Raw genomic sequence first — 16902 nt, 5'->3', positions numbered from 1 at the left:
GTCAAGGCGCATCGCGAACAGGCTCGCTGCCACATCGATTATGTATCCACAACACCGGTACACCGCCTGTCGCCGCTCCATGCGGTATCTATATACCGCCCCCTCTTCACGCGCCTTCAATAGGTTGTTCCTTCCAAAAACTTTCAGGAAGAGAACATGCTGGAGAACACCCCCTTACAAACCGCTAGCGCCCTGCTCATACACCAACTCAATGCCTCGCAGCAGCAGATGATCCGCCTGAACGATGCCGTTCCGCGCCCCTCGGAAGTGGCTGCGCGGCACTTGGATAATGGGTTCAGGCAAGCCTTCCCCACCCTGGTGAACAAGCTGGCCGTCAAAGAAATACGCGTGTGCCGACTGCAAGATGAAGCCGTCCCCCCAACTGAACGCGCAGCCAACGCGCCGGCGTTTAAAAAGGTGGCGCAAACAGTCCCCCTCGACACGCTCTTCTGGCGTGCGGTGGCAGGAAAGATCAACGCCCACGAGTTCTTCGACGATTTGGGCAATATAGACATCGTCACCGAGCTGAACAGCGTCACGGAGATGCCGGCAGCCCTGAATAGCCGTGACGCCAAGCAAGCAATCAAGCAACTGATAAGCGTCACCCCAACGTCGTATGAACAAATGCTGGCGCGGGCACTGGACAACTTCTGGGACACCCCGCCCGACGTTAGCCAGGACCGCAGCGTCAGCCAATGGCTGGCCGATGAATTCGGTAGGCAACTCAAGGCACAGGCCGATCTCCAGCAACTGGATGGAACCCTGAGCCCGCCACTGCACAAGGCGCTGACGGAACATGCACTGTCGGCACCGGACGCAACGTCTCGCGCCAGGCTGGCGGAACGTGACCGGCCCGGGGTCTACAGCCTCAGTATCACCCCTGAAGGATGGGGGTTCAGCGTGCCGGTGTCAGGCGCTGTTGCACTGACCCGACATGACAATACCGACTACCCGGCAAGCGCGGTGCTGTACAGCTTGGGCAAGCCGCTGGAAGTGTACGCGGACCTGACGGCGCTGAAGGCCAGCCTGGAGGCCGACGATAACGTTCAGTATGACGTGACAATCGCCCCCATCGCCGGGGACTTCCTTGCCTACCTGGTTATGGATCTGCGAGCGGCGCAAAAAACCGCCGTGAGCGACGTGTTGCTGAACGGGCCGGGAGATGATGAGCAAATCAGCGCCTGGATCGCCAGGCTGGATATCGCGGCGAACCTCAAGGACCAGCTGGACCTGGCGGGCGCCATGGACGAGCGCGCGCTACGGCTCTACCAGAAAAAACTGGACGACTGGCTGCACGCCAACCCGAACGTGATCGGCAGCGACCGCGTGGCCTGGTGGAACGCGCTGCAGGACCTGCAGATAACCCTGGCAGATACCCCACCCCCGCCAGATCCCGTGATGCTGGCGTCCCCTGACGCCCTCCAGGATCGGACCCGCACGCTGCTCGCCGGCTTCATCAAGGACAAATACGCCCCAGTCGATCCTGACCAGGTATCCCTGTGTATCCGCAAGCAGACCATCGACTCGCACGCGCCCACGGGCGAGTCACCGTTCGGGTCCGGGGTGTCGCTAGGCAGTGCGAAGGCGATATTCGACGATTGCCGTTCCATGACGCAGTGGGCCATGTCCAACCTGACACCGGACGAACGCAACGCTTCCCACCACACCGAAGAGGGGCCGCTGAGCTTTGCACAGATCGTGGAGATCATTGAAAGGGCAAATGTGGGTGCCCGTATCCCGCCCGCGTTGCTGCTTGCGGCCCGGGAGCGCCAGGCACAATGGATGGCTCTGAAAGCCAAACAAATGCGGGCGCAGGCGTGGGCCGCGCATATATCGGGAGACTTTACACACGATAAGGACAACACCGGCCTGAACCTGGTGCTGGCGGCGTTGGACAGCGCAATGCCTGAGGAACGCCGCAAGGTCAACGGGCACGAGGTGGTGGTGCGGCAGATCCAGTGGGGCGACAGTGTGCTGAAAGAGCTGCTGGCCTTTGGCGTCAGGAAACTATCCAGCCGGCCTTCATTGACGCTGTACACGCCGGGTGCGCCGGACGGAAAAGTGTTCAGGGACATCCACGCAGGAAGCGAAAGGGAGCTGGAAGCGGTCCTGGTCAAGACACTCATCAGCACGCTGGAAATGACCCGCTGGCTGATTTCCCAACTGCCGCTGATGGAACAAGCCGATCAGCTTGCCAGCCTGGTGCCGGCCGCGGAAAACCTGACGCTCAACGAGAAGATAAAGAAAGTCACGCAGTCCACCTTCTCATGGATAAAGCATCGGGTTCAGGATGATTTCGCCTTGAAGGTCGCCTCCCCTGTGGTCAAAGGCGACCTGCTCAAAGCACTGCACGAAACGCAGATCAGCCACGCGCTCAAGACGGCTGACGCGCTGATGGTAACGAACGCCGAGCGCGACAGCGCAGCGGCCCAGGAGGGGCGCAGGAATGGCGTCACCTTGCTGGCGGGTGCGATGGCCATGTTCTACGCGGGCCGCCTGGGCGGGGTACTGGGCCGTGCGATCCTGCCGACAATGGCCGGGGGCGCCGCGGTGTCGGCCATAAAAGACGAGGGTGGCAGCTTCAGCCAGTGGGCCAGTGATTTCATCAGCGGGCTGGGTGAGGTCGTGGCAGAGGCCGGGCAGGACCTGATCATGGCGCGCGCGGCACGACGCCGGGACAAGACCCGCCCGGAGCTGTCTTCCCTGCCCCGTATGCCCGACCCCGAGCTAGGCCCTTTTCTCCTGAAAGGTTTTGACAGCAAAGGGCTCGTCCCCGAAGGTCGCAACCTGTACAGGGACGCGTCCGGCCAAGCCTATTTGAAGATGGGAAATGACTACTGCAAAACCGCGATCCAGGAAAGCCTGCGGATTATCTACGCGCCCAACAATCGTACCCATCAACGGACGGTGACGTGGAAAAACGGTCGCTGGCACATCGAAGAACCGCAACGCCTGCTCGGTGGCGGAGTCCTGCATAGTCTGTTCAGTCGGGCCCCGGAAACTGCGCAACAGAAAACCTATAACGCCTTGGTGGAGGGCATCCTGGTCGACCATCACTGGCCTTCTCGACAGGTGGTGAATACGGTAAAGAAGGTCATCCACTCGATGCCCGAGGAGCTGGCCGAACGCACCTTGCGCGAGAGCATGAATGACATCGACGTGCCCGATATAGACACTTACCTTTCACGAATCAACCAGATCAACAAGGGCCTCCACGGCCTCGGGCAACATAAGAAGCCCCACGAAAGCCTGCTGTACAAATTCAACGTATGGCAGGCCGTCGACTACTGCACCCGAGACATCGACTCCCAGGTAAAGGGCATCCAGCTGACGGCCGCGCAAAAAATAAAAGTTTTCGACATGACCCTGCCACTCAAGAAGGAGCTTTTCGACAACGAAGGCAACTTCAAGATGATGATGTCCTCCTTGCCAGACAACCTCACCGGCGCATTATTCATCACCATCGTCCCTGAACAGGGAAAGAAGAAAGCCGCCATGACCAAGATACAGGACGATATTCATGAGGTGGTCAAAGTCGCGGAAAAGCGCGTCTGGGAGGACCTGGGCGTCCGGTTTTCAGGAGAAGGTCCAGAGGTAGAGGCTGCCAGGGAGGACTATAAAACGAACCCTGCAAACTTCGCGGAGTACAAAAAGAAAAAGCTCGGCGCGTTCCGGGACGAGATGAAAAAAAGACACAAACCCGGGCTCCTGACGGAAATCCGCAACAACAAGATTCCTTACGTCATCGCCAACAAGGGCAAGTCGCAGCGCAAGACGTTACTGGTCACCGGAGAGGACATTACCAACTTCGCAAAAAATCTCTCGAACTACGACGCGTTTGATATCGAGGTCGTGACCCAAGTCCCGACGAAGAAGGTCACTGGCACATCACCTACCACCAGCACTTCACCAGTACTGGGGGAAGCATCCACCGCAATAGACAAGTTTACGGTGACTCTCAGCACGCTGGCTGAAACACAGATGTCCTATGACAACTTTCCCGAAGCGGCCCGAGCCAAGATCAACGAAATCATGGATGACATTCGAGCCGGCAGGGCCACGACAAAACGAATCAACAAATATTACTGGTACGACATGGCCCAGCTATCCCCCGGTGGCGGCAGAAGCGCATGGCGCGCCGCGTTCGAACGCAAGGGCGATACCTGGATACTCCAGGGTTTTTATGATTACCACGCCAATAAACCTGCGACGGTCTGGTAAGGCCAAGTGAAAAAATAAAGGATCGAGGTGAGTACCGCCTGCCACGGCAAGCGCCGCCGCGCACGGACAATTCCAATTGGCGAGGATTCTCCGGGTGTGCGGCACCCGCCGTGGCAGCGATCTTCTAGCGGCTTCACTTGCGACTGAAAACCCAAATAGAGAAAGCGGAGCACGTAAATTCGGAAACTTCCCACAACAAGGTGTTGAACTTCGGGCTAGGGTCACTCCTTCAGCACCTATTGGGACAGGTCCAAATGAATGAAATGACAAAGAAAGCAGTCATCGTTTTCAGCGGCGGCCAGGATTCGACTACCTGCCTGGTTCACGCCTTACCCCGGTACGACGAAGTTCATTGCATCACGTTCGACTACGGCCAGCGCCATCGTCAAGAAATCGAAGTGGCGCAACAACTCTGCAAGGCCCTTGGCGTGACCGTCCATAAAATACTGGACACCACCCTGCTCAACGAACTGGCTATCAGCAGCCTCACCCGCGACAACATTCCAGTGCCCGCGGCCAACAGCGATGGAGATGGCCTGCCCAGCACCTTCGTGCCTGGGCGCAATATTCTGTTTTTGACCCTGGCGTCTATCTATGCGTATCAGGTGGGTGCAAAAACGCTTATCACCGGTGTGTGTGAAACCGACTTCTCGGGCTATCCGGACTGCCGCGATGCGTTCGTGAAGGCGCTGAACAACGCCATTGAACTGGGCATGGACTATCCCTTGCGCATCGAGACGCCCTTGATGTGGCTGAACAAAGCCCAAACCTGGGCGCTGGCCGATTATCACGGGTGGTTGGAGTTCATCGATCAACAGACACTGACATGCTACAACGGCATCAAGGGCAGAGGCTGCGGTGACTGCGCCGCCTGTCATCTGCGCGCAAAGGGCCTGAGCCACTACCTTGAAAACCGGGTGGAGATCATGAACAGCCTGAAGACAAAACTGGATTTATAGGCACAACGCTCGAAGGGTAATGGGCTATGAGGCAATAGCCCATTGAGCTCTTATGCAGGCTGGGCACCGGTTACATACTTTCGAAACAACGCCCTGGCGCCGTAGGCGGGTAGTACATTAAAAACAGCAAAACACATTTTTCACCTAAGGCAATCGATACACCCGTGGCGAGGGAGCTTGCTCCCGCTGGGCCGGGAAGCGGCCCCAAAACCTGCCAGATGCGGAACATCAGACACACCGCACCCGCCGGTTTACGACTGCTTCGCAGCCGAGCGGGAGCAAGCTCCCTCGCCACAGGTCCATCACTTTTCTCATGACCAGCATTAGCCTTGCGGCGCCCCTTCACATATAGGCAAGTTTTTTATTCATCACGCCGACCTGTGGGTGTCTATATTTTCAGTCAACAACTCCACAAACCCCTTCGCCATCGGCGAACGCTGGTCCTTGCGCTGCACCAGCCACACCGCTGACACCGCCGCCGGATCGAGCAGCGGCCGGTAGACCACGCCGTCGATACGCATGCGTTGGTAAGACGCCGGCAAGACCGAAACGCCCAGCCCTGCCGCCACCAGGCCGATGATGGTCATGGCTTCGCCGGCTTCCTGGGCGAAGTGCGGGCTGAAGCCGGCGTCGCGGGCCAGGTTCAGGAGTTGCGCGTACAGGCCGCTGCCGTAGCTGCGCGGGAAGAACACGAACGGTTCCTGGGCCAACGCCGAGAGAAACAGGCCTTCTTCGTTGCCCTGGGCCAGCGGATGTTTGGCGCTGAGCACGGCCACCAGCGGTTCGCGGCTGAGTTCGATTTCCCTCAAGGCGTCGGGCAGTGGCAACGGCCGCATGATGCCCACCTCGATTACCTCGTCCAGCAGCGCATCGGCCACTTGGGTGCTGCTCATTTCCCGCAGGTTCAGGTGCACCGCGGGGAAGCGCTGACGGAACGAGAAGATCGCCTGGGGAATGGTGGAGTTGAACGGTGCCGAAGAGGTGAAGCCGATTTTCAGTTCTCCCAGTTCCCCCAGTTGGGCACGACGGGCCACGTCGGCGGCCTTATCGACCTGGACCAAAACCCGTCGCGCCTCCTCGAGAAACAGTCGACCGGCCTCGCTCAGCTCGACCCGACGATTGGTACGCTCGAACAACCGCGCCCCGATCTCCTGTTCCAAGGCCTGGATCTGCTGGCTCAAGGGCGGTTGGGAGATACCCAGGGCCAAGGCGGCGCGGCCGAAATGCAGTTCTTCGGCAACGGCGATGAAGTAACGCAGGTGGCGCAATTCCATGGGTGATCCAATAGGTCGTAAAACGTCTTAAACAGGTCGAACAATATATTGGATAGAAACGTTAGCCGGCTATATGCTTTTTTCAATGCCTGCCTGGCCGTGCTCGTTCGAGGTTCAACGTGAAAACTGCTGTCGCTCCACTGGCCCATGAAATCCCACCTCGTGTGCAAGATGAGGTCGTCGCCGAACTGAAGGACATCTACATCGAAAAAGGCACGCCCATGTTCATGCGCACGGTGCTGGCACTGTTCAGCGGCGGCTTTGCAACGTTCGCCCTGTTGTATTGCGTGCAACCGATGATGCCGCTGTTGTCCACGGAGTTCTCCATCAATGCGGCGCAGAGCAGCCTGATCCTGTCGGTCGCGACCGGCTTGCTCGCCATCGGTCTGTTGATCACCGGCCCGATTTCCGACCGCATTGGTCGCAAGCCAGTGATGGTCGCGGCGCTGTTCGCCGCATCGGTGTGCACGATCGCCAGTGCCATGATGCCGACCTGGCACGGCGTGCTGCTGCTACGCGCCCTGGTGGGGCTGTCTTTGAGCGGCTTGGCTGCAGTCGCGATGACCTACCTGAGCGAAGAAATCCATCCCAAGCACATCGGCCTGGCGATGGGGCTGTACATCGCCGGCAACGCCATCGGCGGGATGTGTGGGCGCCTGATCACCGGGGTCTTGATCGACTTTGTCAGCTGGCACACCGCGATGCTGGTGATCGGTGGCCTGGCCTTGATCGCGGCGGCGGTGTTCTGGAGGATTCTCCCCGAGTCGCGCAACTTCCGTCCTCGCTCGCTGCACCCGCGTAGCCTGCTGGACGGTTTCATCATGCACTTTCGCGACGCCGGCTTGCCGCTGCTGTTTCTCGAAGCCTTCGTCTTGATGGGCGCGTTCGTCACCCTGTTCAACTACATCGGTTACCGCCTGCTGGCCGAGCCTTATCACTTGGATCAGGCCTTTGTCGGGTTGCTGTCGGTGGTGTACCTGTCGGGCATCTACAGCTCGGCAAAAATCGGCGCACTGGCGGACAAACTCGGCCGACGCAAAATGCTCTGGGCAACCATCGCCCTGATGCTGGCCGGCCTCGCGCTGACCATGGCCACGCCGTTGTGGTTGGTCGTGCTGGGCATGCTGGTGTTCACCTTCGGCTTCTTCGGCGCCCACTCGGTCGCCAGCAGTTGGATCGGCCGCCGCGCCCTCAAAGCCAAGGGCCAGGCGTCGTCGCTTTACCTGTTCAGCTATTACGCCGGATCGAGTGTCGCAGGTACGGCGGGCGGCGTGGCCTGGCACTTGGGCGGGTGGAACGGTGTCGGTCTGTTCATCGGCACCTTGCTGGTGGTGGCGTTGCTGGTGGCGGTGAAACTGGCGAAGTTACCGTTGTTGCCGGGGAATGTTCAGGTTTAGCCATCACGAGTTCACGACCCAAACCAGGGACAGAGCGAATACTTTGTGGCGAGGGAGCTTGCTCCCGCTGGGTGGCGCAGCCACCCCAGAACCAGACGCCGCGGAGCAACAGGTGAACCCTGCAAACCGCTTTACGACTGCTGCGCAGTCGAGCGGGAGCAAGCTCCCTCGCCACAAAAAACCCATGCTTCAGGCCAAAATGGCTGTGTACTCGATCGCTCATTGACGCAACACCACCCGCGCCTCCAACACACTATTACGTGCTTCCAGAGTCAACGACTGCAGCGTCGCGCCCTCCCGCTCTTGTTGATCCAGCCACTGGAGCAATTGATTGGCATCGCCACTGACGGCCAGTCGCAACGAATCGCCATCGACCTCCATTTCAGCTATTTCCAACCCCGTCGCGGCCGCACTGTCATTGACGCGCACCGACAAGGGCCGTGTGGCGGTGGTTAGATCCCGGGCGGGCTCGGCGCGCTGGATTCGTGCGTGCAGCTCGGCCTGTTGGCGGTACTGTCGCTCGGCGACATCCAGCCGTTGCCGGACAGGTTGCCAGATCGTTGTGTAGACCACGACCACCAGCAGCAGCCCGACAAGGCCCAGCAACAATTGTTGCTCACGGCGTGACAGCCTCCCCCAGGCCTGTATCAAGCTATTGAAGTTCATCAACTGTTCTCCAGGGTGAGGATGGCCTGCACGCGGTTGTTCTGCTTGCTGGCGCTGCCCAGGGTGACGGACAGTCCGGTTTGCTGCCCCCGCTCGCGCAGTTGCTCAAGCTCGACGAAACTGGTGGCGGTGAGCTGGATTTTCCAACCTTCGTCTTCACGAAAATCGATGCGCTGCACTTCGACGCTGCTCGCACCAATGACCTGCTCCGTCAGACGGACCAGACGAGCGACCTGTGTGTCCTGGCTTCGCCCACGACGACTTTGCAGCGCCTGGAACTGCGCCGCCAGGTCGACAATCCGCGTTTCCTCGGGATACAGCGACCTGAATCGCTGCTCGCCCTGGGCATACAGATGACGGCTTTCGCTTTCAAGAAATCGTATGCGGCCCTCGCTGAATGCCCAGGTGAGCAATAGCAATCCCAACGCAGTAACCGCCACGCCACGCCACGGCAGCGGCTGGCGACGTCGACGGAACTCACCCTGCATCAGGTCGATGGGATGTCCGCCAGCGCAGAGCAGCCAATCATCGATGCCTTCACGATCGCGTCCCTCGTCCAGCCAGTGAATCTCTTCGGGCAAGTCCGGCTTGAGCGTTGCCAGGGCTCGGGCCGACAGCGACACTCGCGCCGGTAATGCCCCGCCCAACAGCCAGCGACCGAACCAACGCACCGCAAAAGCCTTGTCATGGGGAAGCAGGTCCGCGTCGACATGCATTGCCCGTACATCGACGCCTTGCGCAGCCAGCAGCGCCAGCAGTGCCTGGAACCGGCCTCGCTCGGTCACCATCAGCGGGTAGCGCTGTTGTCGGTCCCGCGCGCCAACGCTGATGTGCAACGCCTCCAGATTTTCACTCAGTTGTTCTTCGATGGCGAATGCGAGGGCCTGGGGTCGCGGCTGGCGTCCAGAGGGCCACGGATCGCTGCGCAGCCAACTGCACATTTCCATCGGCAACAGCACATCGACGACTCGCCCATTCAACTCGCGGGCGGCTTCATGCAAGGGCAGGCTGCGTCGTTCGCCCGTGGGCGACCACACGCAACACGGCCAGTTGACGCAAGGCTCATCCATGCCGTCGGCTGTCAGGTAAAGCCAGGTTTTCATCTCAGGGACTCGCTGGGGCTGATGGGTAAAAAACGACGCTGAGCCACCGTCCAGCGTCCGCTAACGGGGTCGCGCTCGATGTCCGAGGCCAGGCGCAGACGGCTATCGGCACGGGTCACGCTCACGGTGATTCGGAACCAGCGGCTGCTCACGCCCAGGCCATGGCTGCCGATGCCCACCCCGGATAAAAGCGGGTCATTGGTGAAGGCCTGCACACTGGCGTATGGCTGATGGCGACGCTGGTTGATCAACACCTTGGCCACCTCATCCTCCATGCCGTCCAGGCTCATCAACACTGGCAGCGGCGCGGTATTGATATTCACCAGGGCGTCCCTGGGCAACACCACCACCCAAGGCTCCAGGCGCCGCAGCGTCTGACCGTCGATGCCCGGCAACAGGCGCAGTTGACTCAACTCCTGCACCGAGCCGACCTGGGGCAATGACAGCGCGGGTAGCTCCAGCAACGCCAACAATCGCCTCCAACGACCGAGGGTAACTTGATCGGTCTGGCCCTGAGCCAGCAGCGCATTAAGGTTCAGGCGCCCGGACAAATCCTCGATATCGATGTGAACCTCGGCGTCCTCCATCTCGAATGCAGGTTTGAGCCGAGCCCAATCCTGGCTCAGGTCTACCGGCCCGGACGAAGTTATCGCGCTACCTTCCAACACCGCCTGCGCCCAGGCTTCAGCGGCCAGCCCCAATTGACGCAGTTGGACGTGCTGCAACTGCTGAGCGCTGCTCTGCAACAACAGGCGATGACTGCGCAGCATGCCAGCGGTAAAAAGCAGCGCCAGGCTCAGGACCAACAACACACTGATCAGCGCCACGCCTCGTTGCCGGCTCACGGCAACGCCCCCGGCAACAACAGCACGCGGCGGATCTGCTGGAAACGCCCCGTGGAAATCACCAGCTCCAACGCCAGTGGCGCGTTGCCGCGCACGGTTTCGTCATGCCAGCCTCGTTGCGCATCGAATACACGCCAGCTCAGGCTGCGTACGTCCTCAAGCAATTTCTGCTGTTGCACGATGACCGGCCCTTCACCGCGACTGTCGCGCCACAACACCGCTGCCTCGAGTCGATAGTTCACCGTTTGCCGCTCGCTGCGTGGCTGGTCCAGCGGATTGGGCCAATGGCTACGCTGCAATTGCAGGCGCCCTGACGCGAGCACGGTGGAACCGGCAACGGCCTGCCACACATCCCGTTCGATCACCCCCACCGCACGCTGCAAGGCCCTGACTTCGCGCTCATGCTGGCCGGCGCCCTGCTGGGTACGCACCACGCCGTCGAACAGGCGCCAACTGGCCAGGCCGAGCAAGGCAAAAATGGCGATGGCAATCACCAGCTCCAACAAGGTGAAGCCCGATTGTCTATTCATGACGGTCGCGGACCCATCCCGTGGTGCGGTGCACGACTGCTGGGCTGCTGGCCCGGCTGACCTGGATCTCGACCCGGAGCAGACGCGGGTCGCGGGCCGCGGCGACACGCTGTTGCAAAATCCAATCGCGCTGATCCAGGTGCCGGGCCAGGCGCTGTTGGCCCAGTGGCGTAGCGGCTTGCAGACGGAGCTCGCTGAGCTGGTTGTCCGCCAGCCAGGCGCCGAACAGACGGTCCTCAAGCCCGGCGCTTTGCTTGAGCACGAACTGACTGGCCGACAGCACCGCAGCCGCCAACGTGGCGAAAATCGCCAGCGCGACCATGACTTCCAACAAGGTGAACCCCTGGCAATCGGCGGCCAGCCTGCGAGCGTCAGCCATCGATCAGCGGCTGCGCCAAGCCGTCACTCACGACCTGGGAAATCGTCTGGCCAGCAACTTTGATGAGCAACCTGAACGGACTGATCTCGTCACTGCTGAGCATCAGCAACTGTGGTGGACCTCGGGCATCATCGAGCGCCACGACATGGCCGTCCTGCTCCAACCCAAGCGTCAGGCTTTCAGGCAGCCGTTGCGACGCCGACACCGCTGTCCAACCCTGAGACTCGAGTCGCAACGCCTGATAGCCGCGAGGCTGTACACGTACCCCATATTCCAGCCCATCCAATACCGCGCGTTCGCGCAACTGCTGCACCACGCGGATGAAGTCCTGGGCTTGCTGCCGGGCCTCACGCATCGGGCTCGGGCCGATAGCCAGGCTGACCATGCCCATCACGCTCCCGATCAACACAATGACGACCATCAGTTCCAGCAAGGTGAAACCCCGAGAATCACGGCTCATGTTCACTCAGCCCAATTGCCGATGTCGGCAGCAAAGCCCTCGCCGCCCAGCAGGCCGTCGGCACCCAGCGAGTACAGGTCGTAACCTCCATCGAGCGCCTTGAGGCCAGGATTGAGGTACTGATAGGGCGTGCCCCAAGGGTCGACCGGCTGGCTCTTCAGATACCCCTGGGGGTTCCAGTTTTTCGCGGCTGGCGTACCGGAAGGACGCTTGCTCAACGCCTCCAGGCCCTGCTGGGTCGAAGGATATTGAGCATTGTCGAGACGGTACATTTCCAGGGCCGTGGCAATCGCCTGGATATCAGTGCGCGCGGCCGTGACCTTGGCTTGGTCAGGCCGGCTCATAAACTGCGGCACGACGATGGCGCCGAGGATGCCGATAATGACCACCACCACCATGATTTCGATCAGGGTGAAACCACGCTGGGGGCGTACCGGTCGGTTGTTTTGAAGTGTCATGGGTCAATTCACCAATTGGTTGAGGCTCAAGATAGGAAGCAGAATGGCCATGACGATCAGCAGCACGACGCCGCCCATCAGCACCAACATGGCCGGTTCGAAAAGGCTCACCACCAGCGCGATGCGTGCCGCGAGGCTGGCCTCTTGTTGTTCGGCGGCGCGGGCCAACATGCTGTCGAGTTCGCCGGCTCGTTCACCGCTGGCAATCATGTGCAGCATCAGCGGCGGGATATCCCCGCCCAGTTCCAGGCCACGGGTCAGGGTGCCGCCCTCGCGGACCGAACGGGCCACGTCGGCCATGCGTGCGCGAATGGTCAGGTTGCCGATCACCTGGGCGGCAATGTGCAAGGCCTCCACCAGCGGCACCGCGCTTTTGCTCAGGATCGCCAAGGTGCTGGCGAAACGGGCCGCTTCCATTGCCCGCAGCACCTCGCCCAACAACGGCAGCCTGAGCAACAAGCGGTGCCAACGCAGGCGCCACGCCGGTTGGCGCAGGCTCCAGCGCCACAGCCCGAGCAGCCCGGCCAGGGCCCCGAGCAACAGCAGACCGTAGCGACGCAAGCCGTCGCTCATCGCAATCAGTGCCTGAGTCAGCCAAGGCAACGGCTGGCCACTGTCGACGAAAATCTTCACCACATCCGGCACCACGTAGCCCAGCAGGAACGCGACAATCGCGACGCAGGCCAGCATCAGAATCAGTGGGTACACCAACGCCAGTTGAATGCGCTGGCGCGACGCCTGGCGCGCCTGGGTGTAGGTCGCCAATTGCTCCAGCACCTGGCCCAAGTGGCCGGATTGCTCGCCGGCGGCCACGGTGGCGCAGAACAGCTCGGGAAACGCCTGGGGAAAGGCCCTCAGGGCCGTCGCCAATGCGTGGCCTTCCATCACCCGGCTGCGCACCGCCACCAGCAGGTGGGCGACACGGCGCTTCTGGCTCTGTTGCGCCACCGCTCCCAGGGATTCTTCGAGGGGCAGGCCGGCCTGGATCAAGGTGGACAACTGCAACGTCAGCAATGCCAGATCTGCCGGGCTCAACCACGTTCCGGCGTGCCACCCGCCCAGGGTTCGCGGTTCCTTCGCTGCAAGCAGTTCGCAGGGCAGCAAGCCGCGCTCGCGCAGCAACTGGCGAGCATGGCGCGGGCTGTCGGCTTCCACACGGCCCTTGCAGCGGCGGCCCTGGGCGTCCTCGGCCCGATAGTCGAAGGTCGGCATGGTGCTAATCCTCCTGGGTAATGCGCAGCAGTTCGTCGACGCTGGTCAGGCCTTCCAGCACCCGCTGGCGACCGTCCTGAAACAGGCTGCGGGAGGTCTTGCGCGCCTCGGCGGCCAGCGCCTGCTCGGTGGCGCCCTGATGAATCAGTTGCGACAGGGCGGCGCTGACATTCACCAACTCATAGATACCAAAGCGTCCGCGATAACCCTTCTGGCATTGCTCGCAGCCCTGGGCCTTGAACAACCGGGGCGCGGCACCGGCATCGAGGCCCAGGCGCCGACACGTAGCGACGTCGGCCACATAAGGCGTCTTGCAGGACGGGCACAAGGCCCGCAACAAGCGCTGGGCGACGATGCCGGCCAGGGACGACGCCAGCAGATACGCATCCACGCCCATGTCCACCAGCCGCGTGACCGCGCCGACGGCGGTATTGGTGTGCAGGGTCGAGAGCACCAGGTGGCCCGTCAGCGACGCCTGGACGGCGATTTCGGCGGTCTCGCGGTCGCGTATCTCGCCGACCATCACCACGTCCGGGTCCTGGCGCAAAATAGCCCGCAAACCACGGGCGAATGTCATGTCGACCTTCGGGTTGACCGGCATCTGGCCGATGCCCGGCAGGTGATATTCGATGGGGTCTTCGACGGTGAGGATGTTGCGACTCTGGTCGTTGATGCTGCTCAAGGCCGCGTACAGGCTGGTGGTCTTGCCCGAACCCGTGGGACCGGTCACCAACACGATGCCGTGGGGTTTGCCGAGCAATAGCCGCAGGTCGGCGAGGGTGTCGTCGGGCAGGCCCAGGCGATGCAGGTCCAAACGCCCGGCCTGCTTGTCGAGCAAGCGCAACACCACGCGCTCGCCATGGGCCGAAGGCAACGTGGAGACCCGTACATCGACTTCATGGCCGGCCAGGCGCAAGGCCATTCTCCCATCCTGGGGTACGCGCTTTTCGGCGATGTCCAAACGGGCCATGACCTTGATCCGCGACACCAGCAAGTTCGCCAGTTCCCGGCGCGGGCGCAGCATTTCCTGCAACTGCCCGTCGATGCGCATGCGCACCGACAGGTATTGCTCGAACGTTTCCAGGTGCACGTCCGAGGCCTGTTCGCGGACTGCCTCGCTGAGCAGCGCGTTGATCAGCCGGATAATCGGCGCATCACCTTGTTGCTCCAGCAAGTCGGTAGTCTGCGGCATTTGGTCGGCCAGGCTGAGCAGGTCCAGCTCTTCGTCCAGGCCCTGGGCCACCTGCTCGGCGGCACTCTGGCCCTGGCGATAGACGCTGGCCAGGCGCGCGGCGAACAGCGTCGGTTCCAGCACCTGGATGGGCAAATCCCGCCCGCACAGGCGCCGCACTTCGGCCACGGCGGTCAGGGGCGTGTCGCCGCGCATCACCAGGCTCAAGGTCGGCCCCTCGCCTTCGAGCAGCACACCGAAACGTCTGGCGAAACCAAAGGGCAACGGGGCCTGCGGTTCAGTCACAAGGCCCCCGCACGCTGTTGCGAATCGGCCGCTGATGCATCCTTGGATGAGTCGAACAACTGGCGGGCATCCCGGGGCAAGAGCAGCGAGTTGTTTTTCCGCGAGCCGGGTTTGCTCAGCTCCCGGAGCGCGTCGTAGCGCTGGCGACTCACATCGGCCAGGTCTTCGCTGCTGCGCACGATGGTCGGGCGCAGGAACACCATCAAGTTGCTTTTGGTCTGGGTGTCGCGGTTCCAGCGAAACAACGCGCCCAAGTAGGGAATACTGCGCAGCAGCGGCACACCGCTTTGCTGGCTGCGGACACTGTCGCGGATCAGGCCGCCGATCACGATGATCTCGCCATCGTCCGCCAGGATCGTGCTCTTCAAGGCGCGCTTGTTGGTGATCAGATCGGAGGAATCGACTCCGGAAACAGACGGTGCGATGTCCGAAACTTCCTGCTCGACTTCAAGACGCAAGGTCGAGCCTTCGTTGATGTAAGGCTTGACCTTGAGGCTGATGCCGACGTCCTTGCGCTCCACGGTGGTGAACGGATTGTCCGCACCGTTGCCGCTGGTGGCATAGGAACCCGTTTTGAACGGGACGTTCTGGCCCACGATGATTTCCGCTTCCTGGTTATCCAGGGTGAGCAGGCTGGGGGTGGAAAGCAGGTTGCTGTGAGTATCGCTCGCCAGCGCCGAAACCAGCGCACTGAAGCGGTCACCGCCCAGCCGCAGGAATGCGCCTTCAGTCTTTTTATCCAGCTTATTGAAGTCCAGGCCGACGATCGGAATGTCAGTTCCCGGGAAATTGATGCCACCTGTCGCGCTGCCGCTCTTGAGTCCCCACTGCACCCCCAGCGCTTCGGAAATATCTCCGCTCACCTCGACGATGGCCGCATGAATGAGCACCTGGGCCCGGGGTTGGTCCAGCTCCCGGACGATGTTCTCGATGATGCGGACCTGGGCCGGCTCGGCGATCAGGACCAAGGCATTCTGGCTTTCATCGGCCTTGATCCTGAAGGGGCTGGCCCCCGCGGTTTCCCGTTGGCCAGCGAGGACCGGCGTGGTTTTCCTATCCTGCCCGACACCTTCCAGGACCTCGGCCAACTGTTTGGCATCGCTGTGACGCAGACGGATGACCCGCGCGTTGTCCTGGGAAGCGGCTGCCGGCACGTCCAGGGTCCGGGCCAGGTCGACCAGGCGTTGACGCACCGCTGGCGCGCCGATGATCACCAGCCGGTTGCTGCGGGCATCGGCGATCACCACGCCCGCCGTTTCCCCCTCGCGCTTGCCGCCGGAGGCTTCCACGAGTGGGGCGATGTCCCCGGCCTGGGCGTGCTTCAAGCGCACCACCACGTGATTGCGGTTGCGTCCTGAATCCAACCGTTGCACCACGCCGGTGATGCGCTGGACGTTGGCCGCCGTGTCGGTGACCACCAAGGCGTTGGACGAGACCGAAGGGCCGACGTAACCATTGGCCGATACCAAGGGGCGGATCAGCCCGGCGACGTCGGCAGCGACACTCGATTGCAAGTCGAGGACCCGGGTGATGAACTGCGACGGTGTGGCGCTTTGTTCGTCGGCGATACCGGCACGCGTCTTGGCATCGCTGACCGGGGTGATCAGGATCCGCTCGCCTTCGTCGATCACGGTGAAGTTGTGTGCATCGAGTACCGAATAGAACAACCGACGTACCCCCTCGCGGTCCAGCGCTTGACGGGACATGACCGTAATGCGCCCTGACACCCGGGGATCGAGCACCACGGTCTTGCCCAGGATCGCCGAGAATTCCTCGACCACGTCGCGCAGTTCCGCGTTGTTCATCGCCAGTTGCCACTGGGCCTCCTCGGCTCGCAGCGAAACGGGAAACGTCAGTGGACACACCACTGCAAGGCCGAACAGGACGCGTGCTACACGGCCCCGGATAAAGCTGTTCATGA

14 protein-coding genes and 1 pseudogene are annotated in these 16902 nt (G+C 61.6%); 3 read left to right on the top strand and 12 right to left on the bottom strand.

Features of this window, described 5'->3' with window-relative positions:
* Window positions 1-156 precede the first annotated feature (156 nt).
* Both BM300_RS14235 and queC read left to right on the top strand, forming a co-directional pair.
* Window positions 157-4221 carry a dermonecrotic toxin domain-containing protein gene (locus BM300_RS14235; protein WP_092463188.1) on the top strand — a complete coding sequence of 1355 codons (4065 nt, stop codon included), beginning with the start codon at window positions 157-159 and terminating at the stop codon, window positions 4219-4221.
* Between the two features lie 263 nt (window positions 4222-4484).
* A complete protein-coding gene (queC, locus tag BM300_RS14230; protein WP_092222340.1) occupies window positions 4485-5180 on the top strand; it encodes a 7-cyano-7-deazaguanine synthase QueC in 696 nt (231 codons plus the stop codon).
* Between the two features lie 50 nt (window positions 5181-5230).
* Here the strand turns inward: queC and BM300_RS31780 are convergent.
* Together BM300_RS31780 and BM300_RS14225 are read right to left on the bottom strand one after the other, a co-directional pair.
* Window positions 5231-5320, bottom strand: a pseudogene (locus BM300_RS31780) (VUT family protein); the annotation flags it as partial.
* Between the two features lie 228 nt (window positions 5321-5548).
* Window positions 5549-6454: a LysR family transcriptional regulator gene (locus BM300_RS14225; protein WP_092463186.1), complete on the bottom strand. Its 906-nt coding sequence runs from the start codon at window positions 6452-6454 to the stop codon at window positions 5549-5551.
* 221 nt (window positions 6455-6675) lie between these two features.
* On the opposite strand from BM300_RS14225, the gene BM300_RS14220 reads away from it, so the two are divergent.
* Window positions 6676-7851 (top strand): MFS transporter, encoded by a 1176-nt coding sequence (locus tag BM300_RS14220; protein ID WP_259332380.1) that lies wholly within the window; start codon window positions 6676-6678, stop codon window positions 7849-7851.
* Window positions 7852-8070: 219 nt separating this feature from the next.
* Here BM300_RS14220 and gspM read toward each other — a convergent pair whose 3' ends face one another.
* The 10 genes from gspM to gspD are packed head-to-tail and all read right to left on the bottom strand — an operon-like array spanning window position 8071 to window position 16900.
* Window positions 8071-8517 (bottom strand): type II secretion system protein GspM, encoded by a 447-nt coding sequence (gene gspM, locus BM300_RS14215; protein ID WP_063323286.1) that lies wholly within the window; start codon window positions 8515-8517, stop codon window positions 8071-8073.
* The gene (gspL, locus tag BM300_RS14210; protein ID WP_092222334.1) at window positions 8517-9620 is read right to left on the bottom strand and encodes a type II secretion system protein GspL; all 1104 of its coding nucleotides are present in this window, start codon (window positions 9618-9620) and stop codon (window positions 8517-8519) included. Before gspL ends, gspM begins: the two co-directional genes overlap by 1 nt.
* On the bottom strand, window positions 9617-10465 hold the full coding sequence (locus BM300_RS14205; RefSeq protein WP_092146763.1) for a type II secretion system protein GspK: 849 nt from the start codon (window positions 10463-10465) through the stop codon (window positions 9617-9619). The genes gspL and BM300_RS14205 overlap by 4 nt, the downstream gene beginning before the upstream one ends.
* Window positions 10462-10995: a type II secretion system protein GspJ gene (locus tag BM300_RS14200; RefSeq protein WP_092146765.1), complete on the bottom strand. Its 534-nt coding sequence runs from the start codon at window positions 10993-10995 to the stop codon at window positions 10462-10464. Before BM300_RS14200 ends, BM300_RS14205 begins: the two co-directional genes overlap by 4 nt.
* Window positions 10988-11374, bottom strand: coding sequence for a type II secretion system minor pseudopilin GspI (gene gspI, locus BM300_RS14195; RefSeq protein WP_092146767.1), 387 nt, complete (start codon window positions 11372-11374; stop codon window positions 10988-10990). The genes BM300_RS14200 and gspI overlap by 8 nt, the downstream gene beginning before the upstream one ends.
* The gene (gene gspH / locus BM300_RS14190) at window positions 11367-11834 is read right to left on the bottom strand and encodes a type II secretion system minor pseudopilin GspH (protein ID WP_092222328.1); all 468 of its coding nucleotides are present in this window, start codon (window positions 11832-11834) and stop codon (window positions 11367-11369) included. Before gspH ends, gspI begins: the two co-directional genes overlap by 8 nt.
* A gap of 2 nt (window positions 11835-11836) precedes the next feature.
* Window positions 11837-12292, bottom strand: a complete 456-nt coding sequence (gspG, locus tag BM300_RS14185) for a type II secretion system major pseudopilin GspG (RefSeq protein ID WP_092146771.1) — start codon at window positions 12290-12292, stop codon at window positions 11837-11839.
* A 3-nt stretch (window positions 12293-12295) separates the two neighbouring features.
* Entirely contained in the window at window positions 12296-13504 is a 1209-nt protein-coding gene (gene gspF, locus BM300_RS14180) for a type II secretion system inner membrane protein GspF (RefSeq protein WP_092463184.1), read from the bottom strand.
* Window positions 13505-13508: 4 nt separating this feature from the next.
* Window positions 13509-14981 carry a type II secretion system ATPase GspE gene (gene gspE, locus BM300_RS14175; RefSeq protein ID WP_092413310.1) on the bottom strand — a complete coding sequence of 491 codons (1473 nt, stop codon included), beginning with the start codon at window positions 14979-14981 and terminating at the stop codon, window positions 13509-13511.
* Window positions 14978-16900, bottom strand: coding sequence for a type II secretion system secretin GspD (gspD, locus tag BM300_RS14170; RefSeq protein WP_170862056.1), 1923 nt, complete (start codon window positions 16898-16900; stop codon window positions 14978-14980). The genes gspE and gspD overlap by 4 nt, the downstream gene beginning before the upstream one ends.
* Between the last annotated feature and the right edge of the window lie 2 nt (window positions 16901-16902).

Source organism: Pseudomonas sp. NFACC46-3 (assembly GCF_900114515.1).
GTDB lineage: Bacteria > Pseudomonadota > Gammaproteobacteria > Pseudomonadales > Pseudomonadaceae > Aquipseudomonas > Aquipseudomonas fluorescens_Q.
Note: the sequence above shows the minus strand (reverse complement) of the source record. Positions and strands in the feature narration are given on the sequence as shown.

What these genes read in the sequence shown, in the direction of transcription:
- BM300_RS14235 (WP_092463188.1), top strand. Translation starts at nt 157, where the DNA reads ATGCTGGAGAACACCCCCTTACAAACCGCTAGCGCCCTGCTCATACAC.
- queC (WP_092222340.1), top strand. Translation starts at nt 4,485, where the DNA reads ATGACAAAGAAAGCAGTCATCGTTTTCAGCGGCGGCCAGGATTCGACT.
- BM300_RS14225 (WP_092463186.1), bottom strand. Translation starts at nt 6,454, where the DNA reads ATGGAATTGCGCCACCTGCGTTACTTCATCGCCGTTGCCGAAGAACTG.
- BM300_RS14220 (WP_259332380.1), top strand. Translation starts at nt 6,676, where the DNA reads ATGTTCATGCGCACGGTGCTGGCACTGTTCAGCGGCGGCTTTGCAACG.
- gspM (WP_063323286.1), bottom strand. Translation starts at nt 8,517, where the DNA reads ATGAACTTCAATAGCTTGATACAGGCCTGGGGGAGGCTGTCACGCCGT.
- gspL (WP_092222334.1), bottom strand. Translation starts at nt 9,620, where the DNA reads ATGAAAACCTGGCTTTACCTGACAGCCGACGGCATGGATGAGCCTTGC.
- BM300_RS14200 (WP_092146765.1), bottom strand. Translation starts at nt 10,995, where the DNA reads ATGAATAGACAATCGGGCTTCACCTTGTTGGAGCTGGTGATTGCCATC.
- gspI (WP_092146767.1), bottom strand. Translation starts at nt 11,374, where the DNA reads ATGGCTGACGCTCGCAGGCTGGCCGCCGATTGCCAGGGGTTCACCTTG.
- gspH (WP_092222328.1), bottom strand. Translation starts at nt 11,834, where the DNA reads ATGAGCCGTGATTCTCGGGGTTTCACCTTGCTGGAACTGATGGTCGTC.
- gspG (WP_092146771.1), bottom strand. Translation starts at nt 12,292, where the DNA reads ATGACACTTCAAAACAACCGACCGGTACGCCCCCAGCGTGGTTTCACC.
- gspF (WP_092463184.1), bottom strand. Translation starts at nt 13,504, where the DNA reads ATGCCGACCTTCGACTATCGGGCCGAGGACGCCCAGGGCCGCCGCTGC.
- gspD (WP_170862056.1), bottom strand. Translation starts at nt 16,900, where the DNA reads ATGAACAGCTTTATCCGGGGCCGTGTAGCACGCGTCCTGTTCGGCCTT.